Genomic DNA, 16,597 nt, shown 5'->3' with positions numbered 1-16,597 from the left:
CTGGGCGGGCTGTTGGCCCGGCACCTGGCGGCCGTGCACGGTGTGCGGCATCTGACCCTGTTGAGCCGTCGTGGCGCGGACAGTCCGGCGGTGAGCGAACTGCTCGCCGATTTGGGCGAGTTGGGTGCCGAGGCGGACGTGGTCGCGTGCGACGCGGCCGACCGTACGGCCCTGGCGCGGGTGCTGGACGGTCTTTCCCGTCCGTTGGCGGGTGTGGTGCACGCCGCGGGCGTGCTGGACGACGGGGTGTTCGGCGCCCTGACGCCGGAGCGTCTGGCGGCGGTGCTGCGTCCGAAGGTGGACGCGGCGGTGAATCTGGACGAGTTGACGGCGGATCTGGAGCTGCCGTTGTTCGTGCTGTACTCGTCGGTGGCGGCGACGTTCGGTTCGGGTGGGCAGGCCAACTACGCGGCCGCGAACGCCTTCCTGGACGCGCTGGCGGCCCGTCGCACGGCTTCCGGCCGGGCGGGCCAGTCGTTGGCGTGGGGTCTGTGGGAGCAGGCCAGTGAGCTGACCGGTCATCTCTCCTCGGCACGCAGCGGTTCGGGACTGCCGACCGCGCAGGCCCTGGCCCTGTTCGACCGGGCGATCACCCTGCCCGTACCGCACCTCCTGCCGACGGTCCTGGACCTGGCCGCCGCGCAGGCCGTCTCCACCCATGGGGTGCCCCCGCTGCTGCGCGGTCTGGTCCGGCCGTCCGCCCGGCGGGCCGCCGACCGGGGCGCGGGCGCGGAGTCCGGACTGCTGGCCCGGCTGCGGCCGCTGCCGGCCGAGGATCGGCGCGCGCAGCTGCTGGAGCTGGTCCGAAGCAGCGCGGCCACCGTGCTCGGCCACGGTGCCACGGACGCGGTCGGCCCCCGGCACGCGTTCCGGGAGCTCGGCTTCGACTCGCTGACCGCCGTGGAGCTGCGCAACGGGCTGAACGCCGTCACCGGGCTGCGGTTGCCGGTGACCCTGGTCTTCGACTACCCGACACCGGCCGTGCTGGCCGAGCACCTCGACGAGCTGCTCTTCGAGCGGGCCGCCTCCGTGGCGCCGCTGGTCGAGACGGCCGTGGACACCGGCGAGCCCATCGCGATCATCGGCATGAGCTGCCGCTTCCCCGGCGGCGCGGACAACCCCGAGCGGCTCTGGCGACTGCTGGCCGAGGGCTTCGACGGCGTGACCGCTTTCCCGGCCGACCGCGGCTGGGAGATCGAGGTCGCCGACGCCACCTACACGCCGCGCGGCGGCTTCCTGCACGACGCCGCCGACTTCGACGCCGGGCTGTTCGGGATCTCGCCGCGCGAGGCGCTGGCGATGGACCCGCAGCAGCGGCTGCTGCTGGAGGCCTCCTGGGAGGCCTTCGAGGCCGCCGGCCTCGACCCGCTGTCCATGCACCGGTCCTCCACCGGCGTCCTGGTCGGCGCCTCGGCGTTCGGCTACGGCGCCGGGATGGACCTGCCGGAGTCGGAGGGGCACCTGATGACGGGTGCCGCCACCAGCATCCTCTCCGGCCGCGTCTCGTACGTGTTCGGCCTGGAGGGCCCGGCCGTCACCGTGGACACCGCCTGCTCCTCCTCCCTGGTGGCGATGCACTGGGCGATCCAGGCGCTGCAGCGCGGCGAGTGCGCGATGGCACTGACCGGCGGTGTGACCGTGATGTCCACCCCGGGGGTGTTCGCCGAGTTCGACCGGCAGGACGGCCTGGCCTCGGACGGACGCTGCAAGGCGTTCTCCGCCGGGGCCGACGGCACCGTCTGGTCCGAGGGCGTCGGCGTGCTGGTGCTCCAGCGCCTGTCCGACGCCCGTCGGGACGGGCACCGGGTGCTCGCGGTGATCCGCGGCAGCGCGGTCAACCAGGACGGCGCCTCCAACGGGCTCACCGCGCCCAACGGCCCCTCCCAGGAACGGGTGATCCGGCAGGCGCTGGCCTCCGCGCGGCTCGCCCCGTCCGAGGTGGACGTGGTGGAGGCGCACGGCACCGGCACTCCGCTCGGCGACCCGATCGAGGCCCAGGCGCTGCTGGCGACCTACGGCCAGGACCGGCCGGCCGACCGGCCGTTGTGGCTGGGCTCGATCAAGTCCAACATCGGGCACACCCAGTCGGCGGCCGGTGTCGCGGGCGTGATCAAGATGGTGCAGGCGATGCGCCACGGCGTCCTCCCGGCCACGTTGCACGTGGACGAGCCGACCTCGCACGTGGACTGGTCGGCGGGCGCGGTGGAACTGCTGACCGAGGCCCGGCCCTGGCCGGAGGCGGACCGTCCGCGCCGCGCGGGCGTGTCCTCCTTCGGCATCAGCGGCACCAACGCCCACGTCATCCTGGAGCAGGGCGACCCGTCGCCCGCACCGGAAGCGGTGGAGAACGGCGGCCCGGTGCTCTGGCCGGTGTCCGCGAAGACCCCGGAGGGGCTGCGCGGACAGGCGGCGAGGCTCGCCGAGTTCGCGGCGACCGGGCCCGACCCGGCGGCCGCGGGGCACGCGCTGGCCGTCACCCGGGCGGCGCTGGAGCACCGCGCGGTGGCCGTCGGTGACACGGCTGCCGCGATCGGGGCAGGCCTGACCGCGCTGGCCGAGGGCCGGCCCGGCGAGGGCGTGGTCTCGGGTACGGCGGTCGAGGGGCGGACGGCGTTCCTGTTCACGGGGCAGGGTGCGCAGCGGGTCGGCATGGGCCGGGGGCTGTACGAGGCGTTCCCGGTGTTCGCCGAAGCCTTTGACGCGGTCTGTGCGGAGCTGGACGCGAGGCTCGGGCGGTCGGTGCGCGAGGTCGTCCTCGACGGCGTCGAGGATCTGGACCGTACGGTGTGGGCGCAGGCCGGGTTGTTCGCGGTCGAGGTGGCGTCGTTCCGGTTGCTGGAGTCCTGGGGCGTGACACCCGACTTCCTGCTCGGGCACTCGATCGGCGAGATCGCCGCCGCCCAGGTGGCGGGCGTGTTCTCGCTGGCCGACGCGTGCGCCCTGGTGGCGGCACGTGGCCGGCTGATGGACGCGCTGCCCGAGGGCGGGGCGATGCTCGCCGTGCAGGCCACCGAGGCCGAGGTGCGGGCGGAGATCGGTGACCGCCTGGACGTGGCGGCCGTCAACGGCCCGACCTCCCTCGTGGTCTCCGGCCCCGGCGAGGTGGTCGAGGAGTTCGCGGCCCGCTGGAAGGTCGAGGGCCGCAAGACCAGCCGGCTGGCGGTCTCGCACGCCTTCCACTCGGCGCTGATGGAGCCGATGCTGGATGAATTCGCTTCCGTGCTCGGCGGGTTGGCCTTCGCCGAGCCGCGCATCCCGGTCGTCTCCAACCTGACCGGCGGGATCGCCGAACCCGGCCTGCTCACCACCCCCGACTACTGGCTGCGCCAGGTCCGTGAGGCGGTTCGCTTCGCCGACGGCGTCGACACCGTTCGTCGCCAGGGCGTCACCCGCTACGTCGAGTTGGGCCCGGACGCGGTGCTGAGCGGCCTGGCCGGACAGGCGGTAGCCGAGGCCGTGTTCGCGCCGCTGCTGCGCCGTGAGCGGGAGGAGTCGGGCACCGCGCTGACCGCCCTGGCCCGGCTCTGGACGGCCGGCGCGGACGTCGACTGGCCGGCCGTGCTGCCGGCCGGCCGACGGCTCGAACTGCCGACGTACGCCTTCCAGCGCGAGCGCTACTGGCCGCGCCCGGCCGTTCGGTCCGGAGACGCCGGTTCGGTCGGCCAGCTGTCGGCCGGCCACCCGATGCTCGGCGCTGCGGTTCAACTGGCCGGAGACAACGGCCTGTTGCTGACCGGAAGGCTGTCGCTCGCCACCCACCCGTGGCTCGCGGACCACGCTGTCCAGGGCCAGGCGCTGGTGCCGGGGACGGCCTTCGTGGACATGGCGCTGTGCGCGGGCGAGCAGATCGACCGCCCGGTCCTGGAGGAGCTGGTGCTCCAGGCGCCGCTGCCGCTGCCCGAGCAGGGCGGCGTGCACCTCCAGGTGCGGGTGGCGGCCCCGGGCGAGGAGGGCGACTGCCGGGTGGAGATCCACGCCCGGCCGGACGCCGGCGGGACCGCGCCGTGGATCTGCCACGCGGTGGGAACCCTGACCGCGCAGGAGCGGGCGCCGGAGTTCGATCTGGCCGCCTGGCCGCCGGCCGGTGCCACGGCGGTGCCGTTGGAGGGTTTCTACGAGGCTCTGGCCGAGGTCGGGTACGGCTACGGTCCGGTGTTCCGGGGTCTGGGTGCGGCCTGGCGGGTGGGTGGGACCGTCTACGCGGAGGTCGCGCTGCCCGAGGCGGTGGCGGGTGAGGCGGGTGGTTTCGGTCTGCACCCGGCGCTGCTGGACGCGGCGCTGCACGTCAGCGGCCTGGTCGAGGCCGAGGGCGGGGCGACGCGACTGCCCTTCGCCTGGACCGGCGTCCAGTTGCACGCCGTCGGAGCGTCCGCGCTGCGTGTCGCGGTGAGTCCGGCGGCCGACGGTGTGGCGATCCTGGCCGCCGACGAACTCGGTGCTCCCGTCGCGTCCGTGGGCTCCCTGGTACTGCGGGAGGTTTCGGTGGAGGCGCTTCGGCCGGTCGGTGAGGGTGGGCCGGAGGCGTTGTTCGCGGTGGACTGGGTGCCGGTGCCGGTGCCGGTGCCGGTTCCGGTTCCGGTGCCGGTTCCGGTGGGTCCGGAGGGTGCGGGTTCGTCGGAGTGGGTGGCGATCGGTGAGGTCGCCGGTGTGCGGGGGTTCGTCGATGTGGCGGGCCTGGTGGGGGAGTTGGAGGCCGGTGGGCTGGCGGTGCCGCCGGTGGTGGTGCTGCCGGTGCCGGTCGAGGGCGATGTGTATGCGTTGACGGCCCGGGTGCTGGGTGTGGTGCAGGAGTGGTTGGCGGAGGAGCGTTTCGGCTCTTCGCGCCTGGTGGTGCTGACGCGTGGGGCGGTTGCGGTTCCTGCCGCTGGTGGGGCCGATCCGGTGCAGGCGGCGGTGTGGGGTCTGTTGCGTTCGGCGCAGACGGAGAACCCGGACCGGATCGTGCTGGTGGATCTGGATCCGGATGTGGATCCGCTGGTCGGTTCGGTGGAGTTGTGGTCGGCGGTGGTCGTCGGTGGTGAGCCGCAGGCGGCGATCCGGGGTGGCGAGGTGTCGGTGCCGCGTCTGGTGCGGGCCTCTTCCCTGCAACTGGCGGAGACTCCGGTGGAGTTGGATGCCGGTGGCACGGTGCTGATCACGGGTGGTACGGGGACGCTGGGCGGGCTGTTGGCCCGGCACCTGGCGGCCGTGCACGGTGTGCGGCATCTGACCCTGTTGAGCCGTCGTGGCGCGGACAGTCCGGCGGTGAGTGAACTGCTCGCCGATTTAGGCGAGTTGGGTGCCGAGGCGGACGTGGTCGCGTGCGATGCGGCCGACCGTACGGCCCTGGCGCGGGTGCTGGACGGTCTTTCCCGTCCGTTGGCGGGTGTGGTGCATGCGGCGGGTGTGCTGGACGACGGGGTGTTCGGCGCCCTGACGCCGGAGCGTCTGGCGGCGGTGCTGCGTCCGAAGGTGGACGCGGCGGTGAACCTGGACGAGTTGACGGCGGATCTGGAGCTGCCGTTGTTCGTGCTGTACTCGTCGGTGGCGGCGACGTTCGGTTCGGGTGGGCAGGCCAACTACGCGGCCGCGAACGCCTTCCTGGACGCGCTGGCGGCCCGTCGCACGGCCTCCGGCCGGGCCGGCCAGTCGCTGGCGTGGGGCCTGTGGGAGCAGGCCAGTGAGCTGACCGGTCATCTCTCCTCGGCACGCAGCGGTTCGGGACTGCCGACCGCGCAGGCCCTGGCCCTGTTCGACCGGGCGATCACCCTGCCCGTACCGCACCTCCTGCCGGTGACCCTCGACCTCCGGGCGCCCCGGACGGGCGGGATCCCCCCGCTGTTCCGCGCCCTGGTGCGGGCCCCGAGGAGCCGCGCCGCCGAGCGCGGTGCCGGCGGCCGGGCCGCGGTGCTGGAGCAACTGCGGGGCCTGGACGCCGAGCAGCGCCGTGCCCGACTGCTGGACCTGGTGCGGGCCCATGTGGCGACCGTGCTCGGCCACGCCGGGGTGGACGCGGTCGGTGCGAAGCAGGCCTTCAAGGACCTCGGGCTGGACTCGCTGACCGCCGTGGAGCTGCGCAACGGACTGAACGCCGCGACCGGGCTGCGGCTGCCCGCGACCCTGGTCTTCGACTACCCGACCCCGGACGCGCTGGCCGACCACCTCGCCGAGGCGCTGTCCGAGCGGGTGGCGCAGGCCCCCGCCCCGACCGCGCCCGTCCTCGCCGCGAACGCCGACGAGCCGATCGCGATCGTCGGCATGAGCTGCCGCTACCCCGGGGGCGCCAACGACCCCGAGCAGCTGTGGCGACTGTTGGCCGAGGGCTTCGACGGGGTGACCCCGTTCCCGGCCGACCGCGGCTGGCGGGTCGGGGACGCGTCCTACGCCCCGCGCGGCGGCTTCCTGGACGACGTCGCGGGCTTCGACGCCGAGCTGTTCGGGATCTCGCCGCGCGAGGCCCTGGTGATGGACCCGCAGCAGCGCATCCTGCTGGAGGCCTCCTGGGAGGCCTTCGAGGCCGCCGGCCTGGTCGCCCCGGAGCTGCGCGGCTCCCCGACCGGTGTGTTCGTCGGGGCGTACGCCTCGACCTACGGTGTGGGCGCCCAGCTCCCGCCCGGCGCGGAGGGCTACCTGCTGACCGGGACCTCGATGAGCGTGGTCTCCGGCCGGGTGGCGTACACCTTCGGCCTGGAGGGCCCGGCCGTCACGGTGGACACCGCGTGCTCCTCCTCCCTGGTGGCGATGCACCTGGCGGCGCAGGCGCTGCGGCGCGGCGAGTGCGAGCTGGCGCTGGCCGGCGGCGTGGCCGTCCTGGCCGGTCCGAACATCTTCGCCGAGTTCGACCGGCAGGGCGGACTGGCCTCCGACGGCCGGTGCAAGCCCTTCGCCTCGGCGGCGGACGGCACCACGTGGTCCGAGGGCGTCGGGGTGCTGGTGCTGGAGCGGCTCTCCGACGCGCTGCGCAACGGCCGTGAGATCCACGCGGTGATCCGCGGCAGCGCGGTCAACCAGGACGGCGCCTCCAACGGGCTCACCGCCCCCAACGGGCCGTCCCAGCAGCGGGTGATCCGGCAGGCGCTGGCCGACTCCCGGCTGCTCGCCGCCGAGGTGGACGCGGTCGAGGCGCACGGCACCGGCACCAGCCTGGGCGACCCGATCGAGGCCCAGGCGCTGCTGGCCACCTACGGCCAGGACCGGCCGGCCGACCGGCCGCTGTGGCTGGGCTCGATCAAGTCCAACATCGGCCACACCCAGGCCGCGGCCGGTGTGGCGGGCGTCATCAAGATGGTGCAGGCGATGCGCCGCGGTGTCCTGCCCGCCACCCTGCACGTGGACGAGCCGACCCATCACGTGGACTGGTCGGCCGGGGCGGTCGAGCTGCTGACCGAGGCGCGCCCCTGGCCCGAGGCCGACCGGCCGCGCCGGGCGGGCGTGTCCTCCTTCGGCATCAGCGGCACCAACGCGCACATCATCCTGGAGTCCGCCCCGAGCCCGGCCGGGCCGACCACCACGGGCCACGGCCCGATGGAGCCGATCGGCGCGGGCCGCGGCCCGGCGGGGCCGACGACCACGGGCGAGGGCCCGGTGGTGTGGCCGCTCTCCGGTGGGACCCAGGCCGCCCTGCGTGAGCAGGCGCGCTCCCTGCGCGCCCACCTCGCGGCGGCGCCCGCACCCCAACCGGCCGACGTGGCATGGTCGTTGGCCACCACCCGGGCCGAACTGGAGCACCGGGCCGTCGCCGTCGGACGGGACGGCGCGGACCTGCTGCGCCAGCTCGACCGGCTCGCGGCCGAGGAGGCGGCACCGGCGGCCGCGGGCGGCCCCGGGCGACTCGCCTTCCTCTTCACCGGGCAGGGCACGCAGCGGGCCGGGATGGGCCGGGGGCTGTACGAGGCCTCCCCGGTGTTCGCGGAGGCGTTCGACGCGGTCTGCGCGGAGCTGGACCGGTGGCTCGACCGGCCGGTCAAGGACGTGGTCTTCGAGGGCGTAGACCTGGACCGGACGATGTGGGCGCAGGCCGGCCTGTTCGCCGTCGAGGTCGCCCTGTACCACTGGGCGGAGTCCTGCGGCCTGGTCCCGGACTTCCTGCTGGGCCACTCGATCGGCGAGGTGGCCGCCGCCCATGCGGCGGGCGTGTTCTCGCTGGCCGACGCGTGCGCCCTGGTGGCCGCGCGCGGCCGGCTGATGCAGGCGCTGCCCGAGGGCGGCGCGATGCTCGCCGTGCAGGCCGCCGAGGCCGAGGTGCGTTCGGAGATCGGTGACCGGCTGGACGTCGCCGCCGTCAACGGCCCCACCTCGGTGGTGGTTTCGGGTCCGACGGAGGTGGTCGAGGAGTTCGCCGGGCGCTGGGCGGCCGAGGGCCGCCGGACGAGCCGGCTGACCGTCTCGCACGCCTTCCACTCGGCCCTGATGGAGCCGATGCTGGCCGAATTCACCGAGGTGCTGGCCGGGTTGACCTTCAACGAGCCGCGGATCCCGATCGTCTCCAACCTGACCGGCGCGGTGGTCGACCCCGAGGAGATCCGGACGCCCGGGTACTGGGCCCGCCATGTGCGCGGCACCGTCCGGTTCGCCGACGGCATCGCGCACCTCTTCGGCCGGGGCGTCACCCGCCACCTGGAGCTCGGCCCGGACGGCGTGCTCTGCGGCATGGCCCAGCAGTCCGTCACCGAGGGCGTGTTCGTCCCGGCGCTGCGCCGCGGCGAATCCGACGAGGCCGGGACGGCGCTGCGCGCGCTCGGCCGGCTCTGGGCGGCCGGCGTCGAGGTCGACTGGCCGGCCGTGCTGCCGGCCGGACGCCGGGTGCCGCTGCCGACCTACGCCTTCCAGCGGACCAGGTTCTGGCTGGAGCCCGCCACCGGCGTGGGCGACGTGGGCGGCGTCGGCCAGAGCGCGGCGGACCACCCGCTGCTCGGCGCGACGGTCGCGCTGGCCGGCGGGGACGAGGTGCTGCTGACCGGAAGGCTGTCGCTCGCCACCCAGCCCTGGCTGGCGGACCACGCCGTCCTCGGCCGGGTGCTGGTGCCCGGGACAGCGTTCGTGGAGATGGCGCTGCGGGCCGGGGAGCAGGTCGGCTCGACGGTCCTGCGCGAGCTGCTCGTGCAGTCCGCGCTGCCCCTGCCGGCCACCGGCGGGGTGCAGGTCCAGGTGCGGGTGGCCGCCCCGGAGGAGAACGGCGACCGCCGGGTGGAGATCCACGCCCGGCCGGACGAGGGCGAGGCGCCGTGGGTGCGCCACGCGACCGGCGTCCTGGGCGCCGAGGGCGCGGCGCGGGAACACGGCCTCGCGGCGCAGCAGTACGACCTCGCGGCCTGGCCGCCGCCGGGCGCCGAACCACTGGCGCTGGACGGCTTCTACCCGGCCCTCGCCGAGGGCGGGTACGGCTACGGGCCGGCCTTCCAGGGGGTCCGGGCGGCCTGGCGCGAGGGCGCGACGGTCTACGCCGAGGTGGCGCTGCCCGAGGAGGCGGCCGCGGCCGCGCCCGGGTTCGGGCTGCACCCGGCACTGCTGGACGCGGCGCTGCACGTGATCGGCTTCGTCGAGGCCGGCGGCCCGGTGCCCCGTGTGCCGTTCGCCTGGACCGGCGTCCGGCTGCACGCCACCGGCGCCACGGTGCTGCGCGTCGCGGTCACCCCGACCGAGGACGGCGTGCTGATCCGGACCGCCGACGGGATCGGCGCGCCGGTGGCCTCCGTCGACTCGCTGGTGCTCCGCGAGACCGCCGTCGAACAGCTGCCGGAGACCGGTCGACAGCCCGGTCGGGACTGGCTGTTCGCGGTCGACTGGACGCCCGTGCCGGCCCTGCCGCCGGTGGACGCCTCCGCGTGGTGGGTGCTCGCCGGGGACGGGACGCCGGCCGTGGCCGGGGTGCCGGGTGAGCGGATCGACTCGCTGGCGGGACTGCCCGCCGGGGCGCAGGCGCCCCCGGTGGTGGTGCTGCCCCTCGTGGCCCGTCCCGCCGCCGACACCGACACCGTCGCCGACACCGTCGGCGACGCGGGTGCCGCGCTCCGGGCGGCCTCCGGGACGCTGGCGACCGTCCAGCAGTGGCTCGCCGACGAGCGGTTCGACTCCTCCCGGCTGGTGGTGCTGACCTCCGGCGCCGTCGACCCGGCCGACCGGGTGCGCGACCTGCCCGGCGCGGCGGTCTGGGGCCTGCTGCGCTCGGCCCAGTCCGAGCACCCGGACCGGTTCGTCCTGGTCGACGCGGAACCCGGGGACGACGCCTGGCACCCGTACGCGACCGGTGCCGAACCGCAGCTGGCGGTCCGGGACGGGCGAGTGCTGGTGCCCCGTCTGGCCCGGGTGGCGGCCGGTGCCGCGGCGCTGGCCGACACCGCGGCGCGCCCCGGCACGGGAGCGCCGGCCGCGCCCGGGGGCACCGTCCTGGTCACCGGCGGCACCGGCGTGCTCGGCGGACTGGTGGCCCGCCACCTGGCCGCGGCGTACGGCGTGCGGCACCTGCTGCTGCTCAGCCGGCGCGGTGCGGACAGCCCCGGAGCCGCCGAACTGACGGCGGAACTGGCCGCACTCGGCGCTCGCGCCGAGGTGGTGGCCTGCGACGCCGCCGACCGCGACGCGCTGGCCCGGGTGCTCGCCGCGATCCCGGCGGAGCGCCCGCTGCGCGGGGTGGTGCACACCGCCGGCGTGCTGGACGACGGCGTGGTCGAGTCGCTGACGCCCGACCGGGTCGCCACCGTGTTCCGCCCCAAGGCCGACGCGGCCGTGCACCTGCACGAGCTGACCGCGGGGACGGACCTGGAGCTGTTCGTGCTGTTCTCCTCGGCGGCCGGCACCTTCGGCTCGCCCGGCCAGGCGAACTACGCGGCGGCCAACTCCTTCCTGGACGCCCTCGCGGCGCGGCGCCGGGCGCTCGGGCTGCCGGGCCTCTCGCTCGCCTGGGGCGTCTGGGCGGAGGCCAGCGCGATGACCGGGCACCTCGGCGACCGGGCCGCCCGGCTCGGCGACGGGCTGACCGCGGAACAGGGCCTCGCGCTCCTGGACGCGGCGCTGGCCACCGACCGCGCCCACCTGGTGCCGGTCCGGCTCGACCTGCCGGCCCGGCCGGGCACCGCCGACAGCGCCGTCCCGGCCCTGCTGCGCGGACTGCTGCCCGGCGGCCCGCGCCGGGCGAGCGCGGCCGCCGACGGCCCCTCGCTGCCGCGGCAGCTGGCCGGCCGCACCCCCGCCGAGCAGGCCCGGATGGTCCTGGACGCCGTCCGGGCGGACGTCGCGCAGGTCCTCGGGCACGCCACGGCGGAGGCCGTCGCGCCCGACCGGGGCTTCGTCGACCTCGGCTTCGACTCGCTCACCGCGGTCGAACTGCGCAACCGGCTGTCCGCCCGGACCGGGCTGCGGCTGCCCGCGACGCTGGTGTTCGACCAGCCGTCGGCCGCCCGGGTCGCCGAGTACCTGACCGGGCGGATCGCCCCGCCGCGCACCTCGGCCGCCTCGCTCACCGACCGGGTGGAGCGGATCGGGGCCGAGCTGGCGGAGGCGGCCGAGGCGGAGCGGATCACGGTGGTCCGGCGCCTCCAGGCGCTGCTGGCCCGCTTCGAGGACGGCGCTCCCGCGGCCGGGTCGCCGGACGTGGTGGCCGGTCTGGACACCGCCACCGACGACGACCTCTTCGACTTCATCGACAAGGAACTGGGCGCCTCGTGACCCTGCTGCCGAACCCCTACCCGACACCCTGTGAGGCCTGACATGGCGGACGAGCAGAAACTGCGCGACTACCTCAAGCGCGTCACGGCCGAACTGCACCAGGCCCGGCAACGGCTGCAGTCCGCCGAGTCGGCCGACCGCCAGCCGATCGCGATCGTCGGCATGGCCTGTCGGCTGCCCGGCGGCGTGGACGGCCCGGACGCGCTCTGGCGGCTGGTGTCCGAGGGCGTGGACGCCGTCTCCGCCTTCCCCGAGGACCGCGGCTGGGACGTCGGCGAGGACGCCGGATTCGCCCGCAGCGGCGGCTTCCTGCACGACGCGGACGGCTTCGACCCGACGCTGTTCGGCATCTCGCCGCGCGAGGCGACCGCCATGGACCCGCAGCACCGGCTGCTGCTGGAGGCCTGCTGGGAGGCGTGCGAGCGCGGCGGCGTCGACCCGTACGCGCTGCGCGGCAGCCGCACCGGGGTGTTCGCCGGGCTGATGTACCGGGACTACGCGGCCCGCATGATCGACATCCCCGAGGGGGTGGACGCCTACCTCGGCATCGGCAACATGAGCAGCGTCGCCACCGGCCGGATCTCCTACACCCTCGGCCTGGAGGGCCCGGCGGTCACCATCGACACCGCCTGCTCCTCCTCGCTGGTCGCCCTGCACCTGGCCTGCCAGTCGCTGCGCTCCGGCGAGACCACGATGGCCTTCGCGGGCGGCGCCACCGTGATGGCCTCCCCGGACACCTTCACCGGTTTCGCCCGGCAGGGCGGGCTCTCCTCGGACGGCCGCTGCAAGTCCTACGGCGCCGGCGCGGACGGCACCGGCTGGGCCGAGGGCGTCGGGATGCTCCTGCTGGAGCGGCTCTCGGACGCCCGGCGGCTCGGCCACCAGGTGCTCGCGGTGGTCCGGGGCAGCGCGGTCAACCAGGACGGCGCCTCCAGTGGGCTGACCGCGCCCAACGGCCCCGCCCAGCAGCGGGTCATCGAGGACGCGCTGGCCAGTGCGCGGCTCACCACGCTGGACGTGGACGTCGTCGAGGGCCACGGCACCGGCACCCGGCTGGGCGACCCGATCGAGATCCAGGCCCTGCTGGCGACCTACGGTCAGGACCGGCCCGAGGACCGGCCGCTGCGGCTGGGCTCGGTGAAGTCCAACCTCGGGCACACCCAGGCCGCCGCCGGCGTGGCGGGCGTGATCAAGATGGTGCAGGCGATGCGCCACGGCACCATGCCGCGCAGCCTGCACGCCGAGCAGCCGACCCCGCAGGTCGACTGGTCGGCCGGCGCGGTGCGGCTGCTGACCGAGGCCGAGCCCTGGCCCGAGCTGGACCGGCCGCGCCGTGCGGGCGTCTCCTCCTTCGGCATCAGCGGCACCAACGCCCACGTCGTCCTGGAGCAGGCCCCGGAGGCCGAGGCCCCGGCCGATCCCGGGCAGCCGGCCCCCGGCGTGGTGCCCTGGCTGCTGGCGGCCCGCACCACCGAGGCGCTGCGCGCCCAGGCCGGTCGGCTGCACGCCTTCGTCGCCGACACCGAGCCCGACCCGGTCGACGTCGGCCGCTCGCTGCTCTCCCGGGCGCCGCTGGAGCGGCGCGCCGTCGTGCTCGGCGCCGACCGGGACCGCCTGGCCGACGCGCTCGCCGCGCTGGCCGGGGACCTGCCCGACAAGGCCGTGGTCACCGGGGTGGCGGGGGAGGGCCGCAGCGCCTTCCTGTTCACCGGCCAGGGCGCCCAGCGGACCGGGATGGGCCGCGAGCTGTACGAGGCCTTCCCGGTGTTCCAACGGGCCTTCGACGCGGTCTGCGCCGAGCTGGACCCGCGCCTGGAGCACTCCGTCAAGGACGTGGTGTTCGGCGGGAGCCGGGACCTCCACCAGACGGTCTGGGCCCAGGCCGGGCTGTTCGCGCTGGAGGTCGCCCTCTTCCGGCTGTTCGAGTCCTTCGGCGTGCTGCCGGACTTCCTGCTCGGCCACTCGATCGGCGAGGTGGCGGCGGCGCACTGCGCCGGGGTGCTGACCCTGGCGGACGCCTGCGCCCTGGTCGCCGCGCGCGGCCGGCTGATGCAGGCGCTCCCGGCCGGCGGCGCGATGCTCGCCGTGCAGGCCACCGAGCCCGAGGTGGCGGCGGCCCTCGCGGCCGTCACCGGCACCGCGGACGTGGCCGCGCTCAACAGCCTCGGCTCGGCGGTGGTCTCGGGCACGGCGGACACCATCGACGAACTCGCCGCGCACTGGACGGCCGAGGGCCGCAAGACCAGTCGGCTGACGGTCTCGCACGCCTTCCACTCGGCCCTGATGGAGCCGATGCTGGACGAGTTCCGGGCCGTCCTCGCGACGCTCTCCTTCGCCGAGCCCCGCATCCCGATCGTCTCCACCCTCACCGGCGCGGTGGAGGACGAGCTGCTGCGCACCCCCGACTACTGGGCGCGGCAGGTCCGCGAGACCGTCCGCTTCGCCGACGGCGTCGAATGCCTCAAGGCCCAGGGGGTCGGCCGGTTCGTGGAACTCGGCCCCGACGGCGTGCTCACGGCGATGGCCCGCGAGAGCCTGCCCGGGTCGGCGCTCACCGCGACGGCGCTGCGCAGCAGCTGGCACGACACCGGGGTGTTCGTCACCGCGCTGGCCGACCTGTGGACCCGCGGCACCGCGGTCGACTGGCAGGTGCTCTTCGACGGCCACGGCCGCCGGGTCGAGCTGCCGGTCTACCCCTTCCAGCACGAGAAGTACTGGCTCCACCCGGTGGCCGCGCCGGCCGGCGGGCCCGTCGACCCGGGCCTCTGGGCGGCGCTGGCCGGCGAGGACGCCGACGCGATCGCCGACCGGCTCGACGTGACCGACCCCGGGGTCCGGGCCTCGCTGCGCACCGCGCTGCCGCTGCTGTCCGACTGGCACCGGCGCGATCGCGAGGAGGCCGAGGTCGCGGGCTGGCGCTACCACGTCGGCTGGGAGCCCGTCCCGGACGCCCCGGCCCCCGCCCTCACCGGCGACTGGCTGCTGGTCGTGCCGGCCGCGGCGGCCGACGACGAGCGGGTGCGTGCCCACCGGGACGGCCTGACCCGGCACGGCGCCACGGTGGTGACGGTGCCGGTCGCGGCGGACGCCGCCGACCGGACCGACCTGGCCGTCCGGCTGCGGCAGGCCGTCGGCGACGGGCGGCGGCCCGCCGGAGTGCTCTCCCTGCTGGCGCTGGAGACCGGGCCGCACCCCGAGGTGCCGGCGCTCCCCGGGGGCACGGCCACCACGCTGCTGCTCGTCCAGGCCCTGCTGGACGCCGGGATCGACGGCCCGCTGTGGTGCGTGACCGAGGGCGCGGTGTCCACCGGTGACCACGAGCCGCCCGCCGAGCCGGGCCAGGCGCCGGTCTGGGGCCTGGGCCGGGTCGCCGCCCTGGAGCACCCGCAGCTGTGGGGCGGTCTGATCGACCTCCCCGCCGGGGCCGAGGAGGAGGACTTCGACGCGCTGGCCGGCCTGCTGACCGCCGCCGACGGCGAGGACCAGCTGGCGGTCCGCCCGGAGGGCGTCTTCGCCCGGCGGCTGCTGCCCGCCCCGACGGCCGACCCGGAGGCGCCCGCGTGGCAGCCGCGCGGCACCGTCCTGGTGACCGGCGGCACCGGCGCGCTCGGCGGGCAGGTGGCCCGGTGGCTGGCCGCCGGCGGCGCCGAGCACCTGGTGCTGGTCAGCCGGGGCGGCCGCGGCGCCCCCGGGCTGGCCGGGCTGGAGGCCGAGCTGACGGAGCTCGGCGCCCGGGTCACGGTGGTCGCCTGCGACCTGTCGGACCGCGCGGACGCCGCCCGACTGGTCGCCGAACTCGACGCGATGGAACCGAAGTTGAGGGCCGTCGTGCACGCCTCTGGGGTCAGTGCCTCGGCGCCGCTCGCCGACACCACCTTCGCGGAACTCGACCGGACGGCGGCCGGCAAGGTCGCGGGCGCCCGGCACCTGGACGAACTGCTCGACCAGCGCCGGCTGGACGCGGTCGTGCACTTCTCCTCCATCGCGGGCGTCTGGGGCGTCGGCGAACAGGCCTGCTACGCGGCCGCCAACGCCTACCTCGACGCCCTGGCGCAGCGGCGCGACGCCGAGGGCGTGCGCGCGCTGGCCGTCGCCTGGGGGCCGTGGGACGGCGGCGGCATGGTCGACCAGGCGATCAAGGAGCCGATGCGCCGGCGCGGCATCTCGCTGCTGGCGCCGGAACGGGCGATGCACGCCCTGCAGCGGGCGCTGGACCTGGACACCGGAGCGGTCACCGTCGCCGACATCGCCTGGGAGCAGTTCGTCCCCGCGTTCACCGCGCTGCGGCCCAACCGGTTCTTCGCCGAACTGCCCGAGGTCCGGGCGCTCGCCGCGGTCACCGTCACCGAGGGCGAGGACCGGAACCGGCTCGCCGCCCTGCGCGAGCGGCTGGCCGCCCTCCCGGGCGCCGACCGCGAGCCCGTCCTGCTGGACCTGGTCCGCACCCACGCGGCCGTGGTGCTCGGACACGACGGCCCGGCCGCGATCGACGTCGACCGGCCGTTCCGGGACTTCGGCTTCGACTCGCTGGCCGCCGTCGAACTGCGCAACCGGCTCGGTGAGGCCACCGGCCTGCCGCTGCCCGCCACCGTGGTGTTCGACCACCCGACGCCCGCGGTGCTGGCCGCCCACCTGCTGGGCGAGGCGCTGCCCGACGACGCGGCGGCGGCCCTGCCCTCCACGGCGGAGCTGGACCTGCTCGAAGAGGCGCTGCTGGCCCGGGCGGAGGACGACGTGGACCGGGTCCGGGTGGTCCTGCGGCTGGAGGCGCTGCTCACCCGCCACCGGGGCGCGGGCGGCGGCGACCCGGTCGCCTTCGACGACCTGAGGGACCAGCTCAGCAGGGCCAGCAACGAAGAGCTCTTCGACGTGATCGACCGGGATCTCGGCCTCTCGTGAGCAGGGGTGCGTGGTGGCCGGGGACAATCTTGGAAGGCGGCAGTTTCGATGGCAG

The 16,597-nt window shown here is 75.9% G+C and carries 1 protein-coding gene and 1 pseudogene; both read left to right on the top strand.

From position 1 onward, the window contains the following. Positions 1–11,643: SDR family NAD(P)-dependent oxidoreductase (locus ACFVHV_RS12065; RefSeq protein WP_380350919.1), on the top strand; the 11,643-nt coding region annotated here is incomplete at its 5' end. Between the two features lie 45 nt (positions 11,644–11,688). Beyond that, positions 11,689–16,542, top strand: a pseudogene (locus ACFVHV_RS12060) (type I polyketide synthase); the annotation flags it as partial. Between the last annotated feature and the right edge of the window lie 55 nt (positions 16,543–16,597).

Origin of the sequence: Kitasatospora sp. NPDC127116 (assembly GCF_042677365.1) — a bacterium.
Classification (GTDB): domain Bacteria; phylum Actinomycetota; class Actinomycetes; order Streptomycetales; family Streptomycetaceae; genus Kitasatospora; species Kitasatospora lactacystinica.
The sequence above is the reverse complement of the archived record's forward strand: the minus strand, read 5'-3'. Positions and strand labels throughout refer to the sequence as shown.